This is a genomic window from Desulfothermus sp., from assembly GCF_053993635.1.
Genome location: NZ_JBMYBT010000109.1, coordinates 1 through 15,233 on the forward strand (window position 1 = coordinate 1; position 15,233 = coordinate 15,233).

At 35.0% G+C, this 15,233-nt stretch carries 15 protein-coding genes; 14 read left to right on the forward strand and 1 reads right to left on the reverse strand.

Annotated elements, in window-relative coordinates; all coding sequences use genetic code 11:
- The 13 genes from ACY2V1_RS08070 to tsaB all read left to right on the forward strand — a co-directional run.
- Nucleotides 1-1,589: ribonuclease J (locus tag ACY2V1_RS08070; RefSeq protein ID WP_461834286.1), on the forward strand; the 1,589-nt coding region annotated here is incomplete at its 5' end.
- Between the two features lie 93 nt (nt 1,590-1,682).
- Entirely contained in the window at nt 1,683-2,432 is a 750-nt protein-coding gene (locus ACY2V1_RS08075) for a fumarylacetoacetate hydrolase family protein (protein ID WP_461834300.1), read from the forward strand.
- A 151-nt stretch (nt 2,433-2,583) separates the two neighbouring features.
- A complete protein-coding gene (gene rpsB, locus ACY2V1_RS08080; protein WP_461834287.1) occupies nt 2,584-3,396 on the forward strand; it encodes a 30S ribosomal protein S2 in 813 nt (270 codons plus the stop codon).
- Nucleotides 3,380-3,982: a translation elongation factor Ts gene (tsf, locus tag ACY2V1_RS08085; RefSeq protein ID WP_461834288.1), complete on the forward strand. Its 603-nt coding sequence runs from the start codon at nt 3,380-3,382 to the stop codon at nt 3,980-3,982. The genes rpsB and tsf overlap by 17 nt, the downstream gene beginning before the upstream one ends.
- Nucleotides 3,983-4,037: 55 nt before the next feature.
- Nucleotides 4,038-4,802, forward strand: a complete 765-nt coding sequence (gene pyrH / locus ACY2V1_RS08090) for a UMP kinase (protein WP_461834289.1) — start codon at nt 4,038-4,040, stop codon at nt 4,800-4,802.
- A 196-nt stretch (nt 4,803-4,998) separates the two neighbouring features.
- The gene (frr, locus tag ACY2V1_RS08095; protein ID WP_461834290.1) at nt 4,999-5,553 is read left to right on the forward strand and encodes a ribosome recycling factor; all 555 of its coding nucleotides are present in this window, start codon (nt 4,999-5,001) and stop codon (nt 5,551-5,553) included.
- Nucleotides 5,554-5,627: 74 nt separating this feature from the next.
- On the forward strand, nt 5,628-5,888 hold the full coding sequence (locus ACY2V1_RS08100) for a BrnT family toxin (protein WP_461834291.1): 261 nt from the start codon (nt 5,628-5,630) through the stop codon (nt 5,886-5,888).
- On the forward strand, nt 5,863-6,105 hold the full coding sequence (gene brnA / locus ACY2V1_RS08105) for a type II toxin-antitoxin system BrnA family antitoxin (RefSeq protein ID WP_461834292.1): 243 nt from the start codon (nt 5,863-5,865) through the stop codon (nt 6,103-6,105). The genes ACY2V1_RS08100 and brnA overlap by 26 nt, the downstream gene beginning before the upstream one ends.
- Nucleotides 6,106-6,310: 205 nt before the next feature.
- Entirely contained in the window at nt 6,311-7,015 is a 705-nt protein-coding gene (gene uppS, locus ACY2V1_RS08110) for an undecaprenyl pyrophosphate synthase (RefSeq protein WP_461834293.1), read from the forward strand.
- Between the two features lie 42 nt (nt 7,016-7,057).
- Entirely contained in the window at nt 7,058-7,849 is a 792-nt protein-coding gene (locus ACY2V1_RS08115; protein ID WP_461834294.1) for a phosphatidate cytidylyltransferase, read from the forward strand.
- Between the two features lie 129 nt (nt 7,850-7,978).
- Entirely contained in the window at nt 7,979-9,181 is a 1,203-nt protein-coding gene (gene dxr, locus ACY2V1_RS08120; RefSeq protein WP_461834295.1) for a 1-deoxy-D-xylulose-5-phosphate reductoisomerase, read from the forward strand.
- A gap of 5 nt (nt 9,182-9,186) precedes the next feature.
- Complete coding sequence (gene rseP, locus ACY2V1_RS08125; RefSeq protein WP_461834296.1) at nt 9,187-10,260, forward strand: RIP metalloprotease RseP; 1,074 nt, start codon at nt 9,187-9,189, stop codon at nt 10,258-10,260.
- The gene (tsaB, locus tag ACY2V1_RS08130) at nt 10,260-10,958 is read left to right on the forward strand and encodes a tRNA (adenosine(37)-N6)-threonylcarbamoyltransferase complex dimerization subunit type 1 TsaB (RefSeq protein WP_461834297.1); all 699 of its coding nucleotides are present in this window, start codon (nt 10,260-10,262) and stop codon (nt 10,956-10,958) included. The genes rseP and tsaB overlap by 1 nt, the downstream gene beginning before the upstream one ends.
- On the opposite strand, the gene ACY2V1_RS08135 is transcribed toward tsaB, so the two are convergent.
- Complete coding sequence (locus ACY2V1_RS08135; RefSeq protein WP_461834298.1) at nt 10,950-14,465, reverse strand: cache domain-containing protein; 3,516 nt, start codon at nt 14,463-14,465, stop codon at nt 10,950-10,952. The genes tsaB and ACY2V1_RS08135 overlap by 9 nt on opposite strands.
- A 405-nt stretch (nt 14,466-14,870) precedes the next feature.
- Here ACY2V1_RS08135 and ACY2V1_RS08140 point away from each other — a divergent pair, with 405 nt between their 5' ends.
- A complete protein-coding gene (locus ACY2V1_RS08140; RefSeq protein WP_461834299.1) occupies nt 14,871-15,191 on the forward strand; it encodes a 3-hydroxyacyl-CoA dehydrogenase NAD-binding domain-containing protein in 321 nt (106 codons plus the stop codon).
- The last annotated feature ends 42 nt before the right edge of the window (nt 15,192-15,233 follow it).

Below are 15,233 nucleotides of genomic sequence, written 5' to 3' on the forward strand. Positions count from 1 at the left end.
TGGAAACACAAGACACAGGGGTTTTAATAGATTGCGGCCTTATGTTCCCTGATACATTCCACTATGGGGTGGATGTAGTTATTCCAAGGCTGGATTTTATAATTTCTAAAAAAGACAAGCTAAAGGCAATAGTGGTAACACATGGTCACGAAGACCATATTGGGGCGCTTCCCTGGCTTCTTCGGGATATAGAAGTCCCAATCTACGGCTCTAAATTTACTCTTGCGCTTATAGAAAACAAGGTGAGGGACTATAATTTATCAGATTGTAATAAGCTTGTTTTAAGGGAAATAGCCCCCAGGGAAACGGTACAGGTAGGTGATTTTAATTTTCATTTTTTTTCAGTTTGCCATTCTATTATTCAAGGTTATTGCCTGGGGATAGAGACTCCTGTTGGAAAGATAGTTCACACCGGGGATTTTAAAATAGATCAAAAACCTCTGGGTGGCCACAAGACAGATTTAGAAGGTATATCTGAATTTTCTAAAGATGGGGTAATGCTCCTTTTATCAGACTCTACCAATGTGGAGTTAGATGGCTTTGCCCTGACAGAAAGAGAAGTCATGGCCTCTTTGGAAAAAATTTTTAAGATAGCAAAGGGCAGGATATTAATAACCCTATTTTCAAGTCATATACAGAGGATCCAGGAAATCTTTGAATTAACCAAAAGTTTAAACCGGAAAATGGCTATTTGTGGAAGGAGCCTAGAATCAAACGTAGATATAGCAAGGAGGTTAGGGCTCCTTAAGTTAGATAAAGATTACCTGATCCCATTAGAAGATTTAAGTTCTTTAAAAGACGAAGAAATAGTACTCTTAGTAACAGGTTCTCAAGGAGAACCAATGTCAGCACTAACCCGTCTTGCAGAAGGTTCACATAGGCAGTTAAGAATACATGAGGGCGATACTGTTATAATGTCATCTAGATTTATTCCTGGAAACACCAAGGCAATTACGTCAGTAATAAATAAGCTATACAAACTTGGTGCAGAGGTGTTGTATGAAAAGGTACAGGATGTGCATGCATCAGGACATGCCCACAAAGAAGAATTAAAGATCATGCTAAACACTGTAAAACCCAAATTCTTTATTCCTATTCACGGTGAATATAGGCATCTTGTAAAACATAAGAATTTGGCAATTGAATGTGGCGTTGCACCTGAGAGGGCATTTATCCTAGAAGATGGGAACCCAATAACTTTTTACTCCGATGGCATAAAATTAGAAGATCCCTTTCCTGCAAATGTCATACTGGTAGATGGTAAAGGTGTTGGAGATGTGGGCACTACAATTTTAAAGGAAAGGCAACTGCTTGCTGATGAAGGGATGGTTTTACTCGTAATGGTTTTAGATGGAAATAGTGGGGAAATCTTAATAGGTCCAAAACTCCAATCAAAAGGGTTTATATTTGAACAGGAATATTCGTACATTCTTGAAGATGCAGAAAAAATAGTGATGGATATTTACAGTAAATCTGGGAAGATTTCCAAATCCAATTTAAAGAAAAAGATAAAAAATTCTCTTAGAAGATACTTTAGAAGGACATTGGAGAGAGACCCTGTGGTGATCCCAGTTATTATTACAGTTTAATGTGATGCAAAGGTTTAGCAGATTAACTTCTCGGAATCTTTGACTGGCTGTGAAAAAATATATCATGGATAAAAAATAAAAAAAGGGGTTATGATGAAATTAATAAGGGTTTTTTACAATGGCAAAACCTTTTATGGGGCACTGGCAGATCAAAAGGTCTATCCTTTAGACAAAGAGGCAAAACAGTATGGACCTATTCCATTAAGGGATATCCAGCTGCTTCCCCTGGTTGTCCCATCAAAGATCATATGCGTGGGGCTCAATTATAAGGCCCATGCAAGGGAACTCAATATGGATATTCCAGAGGAGCCAATCCTCTTTTTAAAACCACCATCTTCAGTAATTGGTACTGGTGAAGACATAGTTTATCCCAAAATGTCAAAAAATGTTCATTATGAAGGGGAACTTGCTGTAGTTATGGGAAAACAATGTAAAAATGTCTCTCCTAAAGATGCTCCAGATTATATTTTTGGTTTTACGTGCGCAAATGATGTAACAGCAAGGGATTTACAACAAAAAGATGGTCAATGGACCAGGGCCAAAAGTTTTGATACATTTTGTCCTGTTGGACCCTGGATTGAGACTGACTTTAGAGAGTTAGACGACTTGACTTTAAAGACTGTGGTTAATGGGGAAATAAAACAAGAAGGTCAAACATCTGATATGATAGTTACCCCTTTTGAGCTTGTTAGTTTTATATCCTCGATTATGACACTTTTGCCTGGGGATGTTATATTGACTGGCACTCCTCCAGGTGTAGGAGAGCTAAAACCAGGAGATGAAGTTCAGGTAGAAATTGAAGGGCTTGGAACACTTATAAATAAGGTAGTAGAAGAGGAGTAAAACGCCAATTTTTGCCTTGCAAACTATTTTTTTTTTGTCTAAAAAGTGCAGTTTGCGTGCAAAAAACACACACCCTTAGCATAAACCTTTGGGTCCCACATCAGTGGGAGGCGGTTTTGCTTGGGTGGAGGAAAAACCCAAAGGAGGTATTATGGCAAGAATTACAATGAAAGAGATGTTAGAGTCAGGGGTGCACTTTGGTCACCAGACCAGACGATGGAATCCCAAGATGAAGCCCTTTATCTTTGGATCACGAAAGGGCATCCACATTATTGACCTACAAAAGACCATTCCACTTTTTGAGCGGGCCTATGACTTCATATGTGACGTTGTTGCAAATGGTGGCAAGGTCCTGTTTGTGGGTACCAAAAGACAGGCCCAGGATATCGTCAAAGAAGAAGCTGAGCGATGTGGCATGTTTTACGTAGTCCACCGCTGGCTTGGGGGAACTCTCACAAATTTCAAAACAATTAAGCAGCGTATTGACAAAATGAAAGAACTTGAACAGATGTTTGAAGATGGTTCTATAAATAAGTTCCCCAAAAAAGAAATCATCAGGATGGAGAGGATACTTAAAAAATTACAAAATGCCCTTGGTGGAATCAGGGACATGGAGGGATATCCCCAGGCGGGATTTATTGTGGATCCAAAAAAGGAAGAAAACGCAGTAAGAGAATTTAATAAGCTTGGTATTCCCATTGTGGCAATAACCGATACAAATTGTGATCCAGATGTAATCGACTATATTATCCCTGGAAATGACGATGCAATTAGAGCAATAAAATTATTTACATCAAAAATTGCAGATGCATGCATTGAAGGTGCTGCCAGAAGAAAGGAGATGGAGGCTGAAGCAGAAAAGGAAAAACAGGAAAAGGGAGAAGAGGAAGTTGTAGAAGAAAAGTCTGAGGAAAATATGGAAAAAACTCAAGAGGAGGACAATAAAAATGAAGATAACAGCTAAAATGGTCAAAGAATTAAGGGACAAAACAGGTGCTGGAATGATGGACTGCAAAAAGGCACTTTTAGAGTCTGGGGGCGATGAAGAAAAGGCCCTTGCCTGGCTCAGAGAAAAAGGCATTTCCAAGGCCCAGAAAAGGGCAGGAAAAACTGCCTCTGAGGGAATGATTGGATCATACATCCACATGAATGGGAAGATAGGGGTTTTGGTTGAAATAAATTGTGAAACTGATTTTGTTGCAAAGAGCGATAAATTTCAGGAATTTGCAAAAAATATCGCAATGCAAATAGCTGCATCTTCTCCCCAGTATATTTCCCCAGAAGATATACCAGAAGATGTGCTGGAAAAGGAAAAAGAGATCTATGCCAATCAGGCAAAGGAAGAGGGAAAACCTGAAAATATTATCCCAAGGATAGTAGAGGGTAAATTAAAAAAGTTTTACAAAGAAGTGTGCCTCTTAGAACAGCCATATATCAGGGATGATTCTCTATCTATCCAGGATCTTTTAAACGAACTCGTCTCTGTTTTAGGAGAGAAGATTGTGATTCGAAGGTTTGTGCGATTTGAAGTAGGAGAAAAATTGGATTAAAAAAAGGGCCTGAGAGGCCCTTTTTTTTTTTGCAAAATTAAAGGAGATGTTGGAGATGGGAAACCTATTATACAAAAGGATTTTATTAAAACTAAGTGGAGAAGCCCTGGCTGGAGAAAAAAAATATGGCATTGACTTAACTTCTATTGACAATATTTGCAATGATATTGCTGAAGTTGCAAAGATAGGGGTAGAGATTGCTCTGGTTATTGGTGGAGGGAATATATTTAGAGGAGTATCAACATCGGCCAAAGGAATGGACAGGGCCCAGGCAGATTACATGGGAATGCTGGCAACTGTTATGAATGGACTGGCACTCCAGGATAGACTGGAAAGTTTAGGTCTTCCTACCAGACTTATGACAGCCATCAGGATGCAGGAAGTTGCAGAGCCGTACATACGGAGACGAGCACTCAGACACCTTGAAAAAAAACGTATTGTAATCTGTGCTGCAGGTACAGGAAATCCATATTTTACAACAGATACAGCTGCAGCTTTGAGGGCCATGGAACTAAAAGCCCATGCATTGCTTAAGGCCACAAGAGTAGATGGAGTATATGATAAGGATCCAGAAAAAGATAAAAGTGCAGAGAAATTTTCAGAAATATCCTATATCGATGTCCTAAAAAAAGGCCTCAAGGTTATGGACTCAGCAGCCATATCTTTATGTATGGACAATGGCCTACCCATTGTGGTATTCAATCTCCTTAAGCGACACAATATAAAAAGGGTGGTAGTTGGAGAAAGTGTGGGAACAGTGGTAAAAGGAGGTTCAACGTTCAAGGTTCAAGGTTCAACGTTTGAGATAGATAAAACGTAGTGGGTGAATTGTAGATGGGTATATGGGTTAGAGGATTAAAGGGTTAGAGGGTTGAGGGTTAAGAGTTGAACTCAATAAACGCACAAACCCAATAAACCCTCAAACTCAATAAACCCACAAACATAGAACGTAGAACTTAGAACAATAGAACAAAATAGTTGAAGAAAGTGGGAACAGTGGTAAAAGGAGGTGTGTGATGGAAAAGGTATTTAAAGATTGTGAAAACAGGATGAAAAAGGCCATAGAAAAATTAAAAAGGGACTTTAACAAATTAAGGACTGGTAGGGCATCTGCCTCTTTAGTAGAAGATATTTTAATTGATTATTACAATACCCCTACCCCATTAAAACAATTGGCATCTATTTCCATCCCAGACAGCAGGACAATAGCAATCCAGCCTTGGGATAAAAATGCCATGGGAGATGTTGAAAAGGGTATTATGAAATCTGATTTAGGACTAACTCCAGTAAACGACGGAAAAATGATCAGAATAAATATTCCCCCTTTAACTGAGGAGAGGAGAAAAGAACTTGTTAAAGTGGCAAAAAAATATGCTGAAGAGGCAAAAATAGCCATTAGAAATATTAGAAGGGAAGGAAACGAAACCCTTAAAAAGATGAAAAACAACAAAGAAATTACAGAAGATGATCTATACAATGGTCAGGATGAGATCCAAAAAATTACTGATAAATACATAGAAAAAGTAGATGAAATTTTTAAGGAAAAAGAAAAAGAAATTATGGAAATATAGCAAGATGTTCGACCTAAAATCTGAAATTTTAGAAATTATGTTGCAAAGATGATAAAAACATATAAATTATAACTATGGGATTTGAATTTGATCCTCAAAAAAACAAAAAAAATAAAGAAAAACATGGAATTGATTTTGTAGAAGCTCAAAAATTATGGGAAGATCCATATAGAGTAGAAATACCCGCAAGATATGTAGATGAACCACGCTATTTGTTAATCGGAAGGATAAAAGAGAAGTATTGGTCTGCAATTTTTACTTACCGTTCTGATAAAATAAGGATAATTTCTGTAAGAAGGGCAAGAAAAAATGAAAAAGAAATATATAACAGCTGAAGAATTTGATAAAAAATTTGATAATGGAGAAGATATTTTAGAATATTTAGATATGACACAAGCACATAGACCTGGTCTCGAATTGAAACGAATAAATGTTGAATTTCCTTTATGGATGATAAAATGTTTAGATAAAGAAGCCAAACGTCTTGGTGTGAGTAGAGAATCTATAATAAAAATATGGATTGCAGAGCGTTTACATAATACTTCTGCTTAAGATTAAAGGTAAAGAATAGGCCAAGAATTGGGGGCACCTGCCGCTATATCACTACGCACTTGAGTTTGCTTTATGTGGGCAAGTGACCGGGGTCATGGGACAGAAAATAAACAGAAGCACTTTTTGCGTGTGTGTTTATTTTTTAGCCATAGATAGTAGAATAAAAAGATCAAAAAAAATACGTTATGCATAGGAAAAAATGGATATGAATAATACAAAAAGCAATCCTCCACTCACACATCTTGCCATTATAATGGATGGGAATGGAAGATGGGCAAAAAAACGTGGTTTACCCAGGTATGAAGGGCATAGACAGGGGACAAAGGTTGCCAAAAAAATAGTGGAGGAATGCAGAAAATTAAATATAAGATATTTAACGCTATACACTTTTTCCAAGGAAAACTGGAAAAGACCAAAGGATGAGGTGAATTTCCTCTTTAAATTACTTATGGATTTCTTAAACAGGGAATATAAATCCCTGGTAGAACAATCCATAAAACTAAACATTTTAGGAGATTATACAAAACTCCCATTTTCAGCGAGAAAGGCCATAGAGTTTACTTTAAAAAAAACTAAAAAATGTAATAAGATGGTTTTAAATCTGGCACTAAACTATTCTGGAAGAGAAGAGATAATACTTGCGATAAAGAAAATACTACAACAGGGAATTGATCCAGAAAGTTTGGATGAAGAAAGTTTTAAAGATTTCTTGTACACAAGGGGTCAGCCTGACCCTGATTTGATTATCCGCACTAGTGGAGAAATACGTCTATCAAATTATCTACTTTACCAATCTGCCTATTCTGAACTCTATTTTACCCCTGTACTATGGCCAGATTTTACAGAACAAGATCTTCACAAGGCCCTGGATGATTTTTCTAAAAGGCAGAGGAGATTTGGTGGCATTTAATTTAGGACAAGTTTGTTTAGGTGCTTCAAGGAACTTAATAGTATGAGTTCACATAAAAAAAGGATTTTAACGAGCATAGTTGTTCTTCCGGTTGTTAGTTGGATCATCCTGTTTGGATCCAATTTTTTTTTGCAAGTATTGATATTCTTGGTGAGCTCTCTGGGGCTTTTTGAATTTCTATCCTTATTTTGGAGAAATAATCATTTAGATTTAAAAATTTTGGCAATTCTTATATCCTTTCTAGTTGTATTTCATGATTTTATTCATATTTCCCCTGAGTTTTTGTTGATCTGTTGCTTCTGGATATTGAATTTATTGTTTTTATTTATTTACGGCAAAAAAAATTCCACTATACCATGGATAGATATTCAACTGATCTTTTTGGGTATTATTTATATTCCTTATGTGCTTCAATTTTTTCAGTTTGTTCCAAGAAAGGATATAGTGTTCATCTTAGGCGTAACAATTATATCTGATACATGTGCATATTATTCAGGTAAATTTTTTGGCGAAAAAAAACTCTGGCCCAGGGTTAGCCCTAAAAAGACATGGATGGGATCTTTTGGAAGTCTTTTTAGCTGTTTGTTATTTTCTCTTATCTATGGAAAAATATTTTTTTCACTTTCCTGGTATCACCTCATTTTTTTGGGAACAATATTAAATCTTGGAGCACAATTTGGAGATCTATTTGAATCAGCTATAAAACGTCATTTAAATATTAAAGATTCAGGATTTATTTTACCAGGACATGGTGGCATTTTAGATCGAATAGATAGCCTTTTGTTTGTGTGTCCTATTTATCTTATTATTACCAGACATTTTATGAACCTATAAATTTATGGGTTGAGGGTTAAAGGGTGGATGGGTATATGGGTTAAAAGGTTCAGGGGTTGGGGGTTAAGAGTTGAACTCAACAAACCCACGAACCCGATAAACCCTAAAAACCCAACATTGGTATAAAAAATGGAATACATATCATCTTTAGAGAAAGTATATAATTTACCAGAAAAGAGAAAAATTTCAGTACTGGGTTCCACTGGATCCATTGGCATTAGCACCTTAGAGGTAATTGAGAGAAAAAGGGATATTTTTTCTGTTGTTGCCCTTGGTGCAGGAGAAAATATTTATAAGCTCGCAGAGCAGGCTATAAAATTTAGGCCTAAATATCTTTGCGTAAAATACGAAGATTTAATAGAACCCTTAAAAGAATTCCTACCTAAAGACTACAGACCCCAAATACTCACTGGAATAGATGGATATAACACATTGGCAACATTAGAAGAAGCTCACATTATAGTTCTGGCTATAAGTGGTGCAGCAGGGCTCAGGCCAATAGTTAAGGCCATTGAAAAGGGAAAGGTAGTTGCCCTGGCAAACAAAGAATCTTTGGTGCTGGCAGGGTCTATTATAAAAAAATTGTGTAAAAAAACTGGTGCTGCCATCCTGCCAATAGATTCAGAACACAATGCAATTTTCCAGGTCATTTCAGGCAAGGATATAGGTGAAGTTAAAAAGATAATTTTAACTGCATCAGGTGGGCCTTTTTTTGGTAAAGACAAAGAGTTTTTAAAGAATGTCACAAAAGATATGGCCTTAAACCATCCAAATTGGTCAATGGGTCCAAAAATAACCATTGACTCTGCAACCCTTATGAACAAAGGACTTGAAGTAATAGAGGCATATTATTTGTTTGGACTAGATTTAGACAAAATCCAGGTGGCCATTCACAGGGAAAGCATAATTCATTCAATGGTGGAATTTTGTGACGGATCAATTATTGCGCAGATGGGCCTACCTGATATGAAACTACCTATTGCATACTGTCTTAGTTATCCTAAACGCATTGATTTTGATTGGGAGAAATTGGACCTATTTGATATTGGTACACTTAGTTTTTTTAAACCTGATACCAAGTTGTTCCCTATGCTAAAATTAGCACAAATGGCCTTAGAAGCTGGACAAAGTTATGTAATTGCCTTAAACGCTGCAAATGAAGTTGCAGTTGAGGCTTTTTTGTCAGGAAAAATTAAATTTCTGGATATAGTGAAATTAAATAAAATGGTTCTAGATAGACATAAATCAAGGACAGTATCATCATTAGAAGATATTTTAGAGATTGATGCATATACAAGAGAGTTAGCAGAAAAATTAATCAAGGGGCTTTAGATAAAATGACCAGTATTTTGGCAATTGTATTTGTTCTGGGACTTTTGATTTTTTTCCATGAATTGGGACATTTTTTAGTGGCAAAAGTTTTAAAGATAGGAGTTAAAACCTTTTCCCTTGGGTTTGGACCAAAAATTTTTGGGTTTAGAGTTAATAGAACAGATATGCAAATTTCAGCATTCCCCCTTGGAGGGTATGTTAAGCTCTTTGGAGAAGAAGAAGGTGATTTTGATCCCAGATTTTCAGAAGCAGAAGACTTCTCAAAGAGACCACCATTACACAGGATGTTGGTTGTAGCAGCTGGTCCTATTTTTAATCTCTTGCTCGCCTGGATTCTGTATTTTCTGGTATTTTTAAATGTTGGTCAACAAATGCTTACCAATGAAATTGGCGGTGTAGTGGATGACTCCCCTGCCCAAGTTGTTGGTCTTAAAAAAGGTGATAAAATTATTGAAATAAATGGCAGACGTATAACTTACTGGCATGATATAGTGGATATTGTATCAAATGAAAAAAAATTTCCTTTAAAATTTAAGATAAAAAGAGGAGATAAAACCCTGTTGGTAAAAATAACACCAAGGGTAGAAAAGACCAAAAACATATTTGGAGAGGAGATAAAGGTTAACAGAGTTGGAATAATAGCAGCCAATAAATGGGTACATATCAACTTGAGTGCCAAAGATGCTATACTACTTTCTTTTAAACAGACATGGGTGGTTACCAAACTTACTTTTGAAGGGATAGTTAAGCTAATTGAGCGCGTGGTTCCAATTGAAAATATTGGCGGACCAATTATGATTGCCCAGCTGGTTTCTTCTCAGGCTAAGGCTGGATTTTTCGACCTTCTCGCCTTAACTGCCTTAATCAGCATAAATCTAGGACTATTAAATCTCCTTCCAATTCCAGTGCTTGATGGAGGTCATCTGTTGTTTTATTCACTTGAAATTATTACAAGAAGACCTTTAAGCCCTGAGATAAAAAAGACAGCTATGAAAATTGGTCTTGGGATACTTATTGGATTGATGATGCTGGCTGTATATAATGACATAAATAGACTTATGGGGCCAAATATAAAATAATGGAAAAAACACTTACCTTGTGTGTAAATTCTGCAGAAGACATAATTCAAGTAGCACTTACAAAAAATGGAAATCTTTATTCTGCAGTAGAAACTAAGTCACAAAAAAAGGGCATTGTGTTAATTCCTAAAATGATACAAGAGTGCTTGGAATTAGCAGACAGTTCTATAGAATCGATTGAAAAAATAGCGTGTGTTATAGGTCCTGGCTCATTTACAGGGCTTAGAATCTCTTTATCCATTCTTTCTGCAATATCCATTACCAAAAATATTCCAATTGGTGCAATAAATTACATAGATCTTCTTGCCTATAATTCCTTTTCTTTTTTAAAAGGTACTATTTTTGTGGTTCAATATGCCAAAATAGACCTTTTTTATGTTCAGGGATTTTCAGGTCCAGATCCAATTATCCCAATAACAGACTTAAGTGTTATAAATGCATCTCAAACTAGGGACATAATAAATTCCTATGAAAAAGCGCAAGTCCTTGGTAGTGGAGTAAGGAGATATCCAGATCTATTTAAAGATATGGATATAACAATCTTAGATCCTATTTATGATAGGCCATCTATAAACTCTTTAGCAAGATATGCAGAAAAAATAGAGTATTCAACTAAGATCCCCAAGCCCTTATATTTAAGGCCATCTGATGCAGAAGAAAACCTTGATATGATTATTAAAAATCGAGGTTTAGGATGACAAAATATTTAACACCTCTTTTTTTAAGTCATCTAATTTAAATGGCTTAACCAATCTTCCTGAAAACCCATATTGGGAGAAGTTATTCATAACAGGATCATTTGAATATCCACTTGAAACAATGGCCTTTACATGGGGATCTATTTCAAGAATTTTATTAATTGCTTCTTTTCCACCCATTCCTCCAGGAATAGTCAAATCCATTATTACCAGATCATATTTTTCACCTTTATTAATTGCATTTTCATATAGGGATATAGCTTCTTCTCCACTTCTACAAATATCTACTACTAGTCCCATGTCTTCTAAGACTATTTTACACAATTCAGCTATCATGTCTTCATCGTCCATTACTAGGACCCTTCCCTTTATTTTTTCTGTAATTTCCCTTTGGTTGTCTTTATCTTCATATTCTTTTATTGAATCTATAATTGCCGGTAGATATATACTAAATGTAGTACCTTCTCCTGGAGTTGAATGAACCTCAATATGGCCTTTATGTTTTTTTATTATACTGTACACTATTGCCAGACCCAGGCCACTGCCCATTTGTTTAGTTGTGAAATAGGGCTCAAAAATTCTATTTAAATATTTGTCTGGAATTCCAACACCTTCATCTCTAATTGTTATTTTGATATGAGAATAATATTTATGAGATTTATCCAATATATTTCTTGCTTCCACATATAATTTCCCTCCATTTGGCATGGCCTCTTTGGCATTTATAACAATGTTTGAAATAACTTGAACTATTTGACTTTTATCTCCTTTTAACATCCAAAGATCAGCGTCTATATCCAGCACAGGTTTCACATTGCTTCCTGATAAGTGAAATTTAATTGTTTCTTTTATGGTGCTCTCAAGATCCATAGGCTCAAAAACAGGATCTCCTCCCTTTGCAAAGGTAAGTAATTGAGAAGTAAGGCCCCTGGCCTTTTCCAGCATTGAAATAGAAGCCTCAAGCCTTTCATATGCAGGAGAATCTTTTGCAAGTTTCATTTTAGCAAGTTCAATGTTTCCAAAAATTCCCATAAGCATATTATTAAAATCATGGGCAATTCCGCCCGCCAGAACACTTATGGACCTCATCTTTTCAAGATTTAATTTGTACTCTTCTTTTTTTATCTTCTCTGAAATATCATTAAAAACAATCACTACACCTTTTATATCTTGTGGATTTGATGAGGGTTTTATTGGTGAAGCCGTAAGGTCAACAGCAATAGTGGTATTAAACTTGGTTACTATTTCAATTGTATCTTTATGCGAAATTTCTCTTTTTTCTTCTAACACCCTAAAAACAGGAGATACTAAATCTTCCTTTGTATCGTAGTTTCTGCAAGTTATTAATTCATCTATTTTTTCCCCTACAAGATCATCTTTACTCATATTCAAAAATTTTGTTGCACTGGGATTTACCCTTAAAATTTTGCCTTTAGTATCAGTTACAATTACTCCTTCTGCAATGGAATTTAAGGTGATTTTTAAATTTTCCTCCCTCTCTAATAGCTCTAATTCCATTTTCTTTTTTTCTGTTATATTTCTGGACACTATTAAAACAGAATCCTCTGACTTGGGGGATATCCTGGCCTCAAACCATTTTTCTTTTCCTTTTATTGTAAGACAATATTCAAGTGTAACTACTTTTTTGTCATCTAATGATCTCGCAATGGCTTTCATCCTCTGTTCTGCTACATCCTTGGGTAAGTAATCAAAAATACTCCTTCCCACCATTTCTTCTGGAGAATCTCCAACAAGATCCTCGATATCTGGAATCATTACAAAAAGATACCTGCCCTCTCTATTTATCTCAAAGACCATATCAGTCATGGCATTAAACAAAGACCTCAGTCTGCCTTCTGACTCTTGCAGGGCTTTATAGGCCTTTATTTGCTCAGTAATGTCAGTATAGTGTTCAACTCTTCCTCCTTTATATAGACCAGTTTTTATAGGACAACTCCAATACTCCAGCCATCTTTCTTTTCTCCCATTTCCTGGGAGCATGTGGCATACAAAATTTTCAACATAAGTGTTGTTTTTATAAGACGCAATTACCCTATTTTTGAATTCATCTCGATTTTCAAAAAAATTGGCAATTTTTTCTTTTATGAGTTGAATTTTATCTCTTCCTATTACATCTTCTCTCTTTATAAAAAATAGTTTTTTCAGAGCTTTGTTTACCCAGACTATATGTAAATCTTTATCCAGTATAAATAGACCAACATTGGAGCTATCCATGACATCGTTTATTAGGGATTTATATCTTTGTTCACTAATATTTAACAGTTCCTTTTCCTCAAGCAATCTTTTTTGAATTTGCAATTTTTTATCAAGCATACGATTTACCTGTATTCCCAAATCCTTGAACTCTGAAAAATTTAGCTTATCCACTTCTACAAAGAGGTCATCTGTTTCAGCCTTCTTAAAAAAAGAGATCAATTTTTCCAAATCCTTGGCACTGGAGAATACAAGAGATTTAAAAATAAACCAAAATATAGCCAAAATAATTACTAGACATAACAGACTCAAAATTAAAATTCTTCTGGTCATTGAATTTACTTTTTTTTTAAAAAGTTTAAACACGCCTGCAATATCGTCTAAATAAGTGCCTGTTCCAATTATCCAATTCCACGGCTTATATCCTACCACATAGGAAATCTTCTCAGTTGGTTTTCCAGTAGATGGCTTATCCCAGACATATCTTATGTAACCGCCCCCATTTCCCTTTATAATCTTAGTAAATTTACTTAAAAGTTTCTCTCCATCTTCTTGTTTTAGGTCTCCCAAATACTTCCCAATAATATTTTTATTTTGATGGGATAAAATTTGCCCCTTAGAATCCAGCACAAAAATATATCCATCTTTACCAAATTTAAAATATAACAATCTCCTCAATATTTCTTTTTGTAAATCCCTATCCAACTCAATTAGTCCAACTGATGTTGCAATCACTAAGTCTAAGGGTTTAAACAAATCAAGATAAACGATTCTGTTTCCTTGTTGAACAAAAACTTTTTGTTCCTTGGTTTTAATGGATGTTATTAAATGGGATAAGTTATTAATTTCACCATTTGATTTGGTGTTGCAAAATATCCTTTTTCCTTTAAGATTTATAAGGCAGATAGATGCATATTCTTTATTTTTAATTTGATTCTTTAAACTATGTACAACAAATTTTAAAATTTCATTTCTGCTCATTTTTGTTTTTTTTAGTTCATATACATTTTTTATCATTAAAGAAATTTCATTAATTTGTTCTTTTAACTTTTCTTTGGTCTTTTTATGTAGCCAATTCCTTTCGGCATCAATCATATCAACTATACTGTCCACCTCCCTTTTGATTATAAATTTTTGCTGGGACACAATGGATTTTTCCCATTCCTTATACAAAGATTCTAAACTAAAATGATAACTTATTAATATTTCAGTTATGATAACAATGCCAATAATTACTGGGGACAAAAAGGATAACCATTTTAAATAATTAAAAAAACTCCTCTTTTTAAACATCATTGCCTCACGAAGGTAAGTATTTATGTACTATTAATTATGGTAACAATATAGACCATCAACAGATTTGATTCAAGACATAATAAATTGTACCTTGAAAAGGTTAAAAGACATAGATAAGAATCTTAGTCAAAACTTAATGACAAATTTGGGCGGAAGATAAATTAAACCCGCCAGTAACAGAGTTATGGTGTTAAAAATAACCAGTGGTGCTTTTATGAAATAATTTTTCATTTCCCACTAACTGCATTATGTTGCCTAGTCAATAACACCTACTTTTTTAACTGTTATGGTTGGATATGTAACCACAATTTCTACAATAAAATAAATATTATGAATTAATATAAGTAGTTATAAATGGCATTTTATTTGCTATTTTTTATTAAAACGCAGGAGAAAAAATAAATGAAGTTAGAAGATATAAGAAAAGTTCTGGTGGTTGGAGCAGGCACAATGGGGCAACAAATTGCCTTACAGGTTTCGCTATATGGTTTTGATGTTTGTCTTTATGACATACAAAAAGATATCTTGAATAATGCCCTAAGAAGGATAAAAGATTTAGGGCAGAAGCTTATCCAAAATAGAAAGTGGACAAATAAACAAATAGAACAGGCCTTGGTTAGGATTAAATTTACTACTGACCCAGAAGAAGCCGCATATAATGCCGATTTTTTGAGTGAATCTGTTCCAGAGAATCCAGATCTCAAGTCCAAGGTATTTGCTTAGTTTAATGAGCTCTGTAGAGATGAAACCATATTCACCACCAAT

Coding starts and splice junctions, on each gene's coding strand:
- ACY2V1_RS08075 (WP_461834300.1), top strand. CDS start 1,683: ATGAAATTAATAAGGGTTTTTTACAATGGCAAAACCTTTTATGGGGCA.
- rpsB (WP_461834287.1), top strand. CDS start 2,584: ATGGCAAGAATTACAATGAAAGAGATGTTAGAGTCAGGGGTGCACTTT.
- tsf (WP_461834288.1), top strand. CDS start 3,380: ATGAAGATAACAGCTAAAATGGTCAAAGAATTAAGGGACAAAACAGGT.
- pyrH (WP_461834289.1), top strand. CDS start 4,038: ATGGGAAACCTATTATACAAAAGGATTTTATTAAAACTAAGTGGAGAA.
- frr (WP_461834290.1), top strand. CDS start 4,999: ATGGAAAAGGTATTTAAAGATTGTGAAAACAGGATGAAAAAGGCCATA.
- ACY2V1_RS08100 (WP_461834291.1), top strand. CDS start 5,628: ATGGGATTTGAATTTGATCCTCAAAAAAACAAAAAAAATAAAGAAAAA.
- brnA (WP_461834292.1), top strand. CDS start 5,863: ATGAAAAAGAAATATATAACAGCTGAAGAATTTGATAAAAAATTTGAT.
- uppS (WP_461834293.1), top strand. CDS start 6,311: ATGAATAATACAAAAAGCAATCCTCCACTCACACATCTTGCCATTATA.
- ACY2V1_RS08115 (WP_461834294.1), top strand. CDS start 7,058: ATGAGTTCACATAAAAAAAGGATTTTAACGAGCATAGTTGTTCTTCCG.
- dxr (WP_461834295.1), top strand. CDS start 7,979: ATGGAATACATATCATCTTTAGAGAAAGTATATAATTTACCAGAAAAG.
- rseP (WP_461834296.1), top strand. CDS start 9,187: ATGACCAGTATTTTGGCAATTGTATTTGTTCTGGGACTTTTGATTTTT.
- tsaB (WP_461834297.1), top strand. CDS start 10,260: ATGGAAAAAACACTTACCTTGTGTGTAAATTCTGCAGAAGACATAATT.
- ACY2V1_RS08135 (WP_461834298.1), bottom strand. CDS start 14,465: ATGTTTAAAAAGAGGAGTTTTTTTAATTATTTAAAATGGTTATCCTTT.
- ACY2V1_RS08140 (WP_461834299.1), top strand. CDS start 14,871: ATGAAGTTAGAAGATATAAGAAAAGTTCTGGTGGTTGGAGCAGGCACA.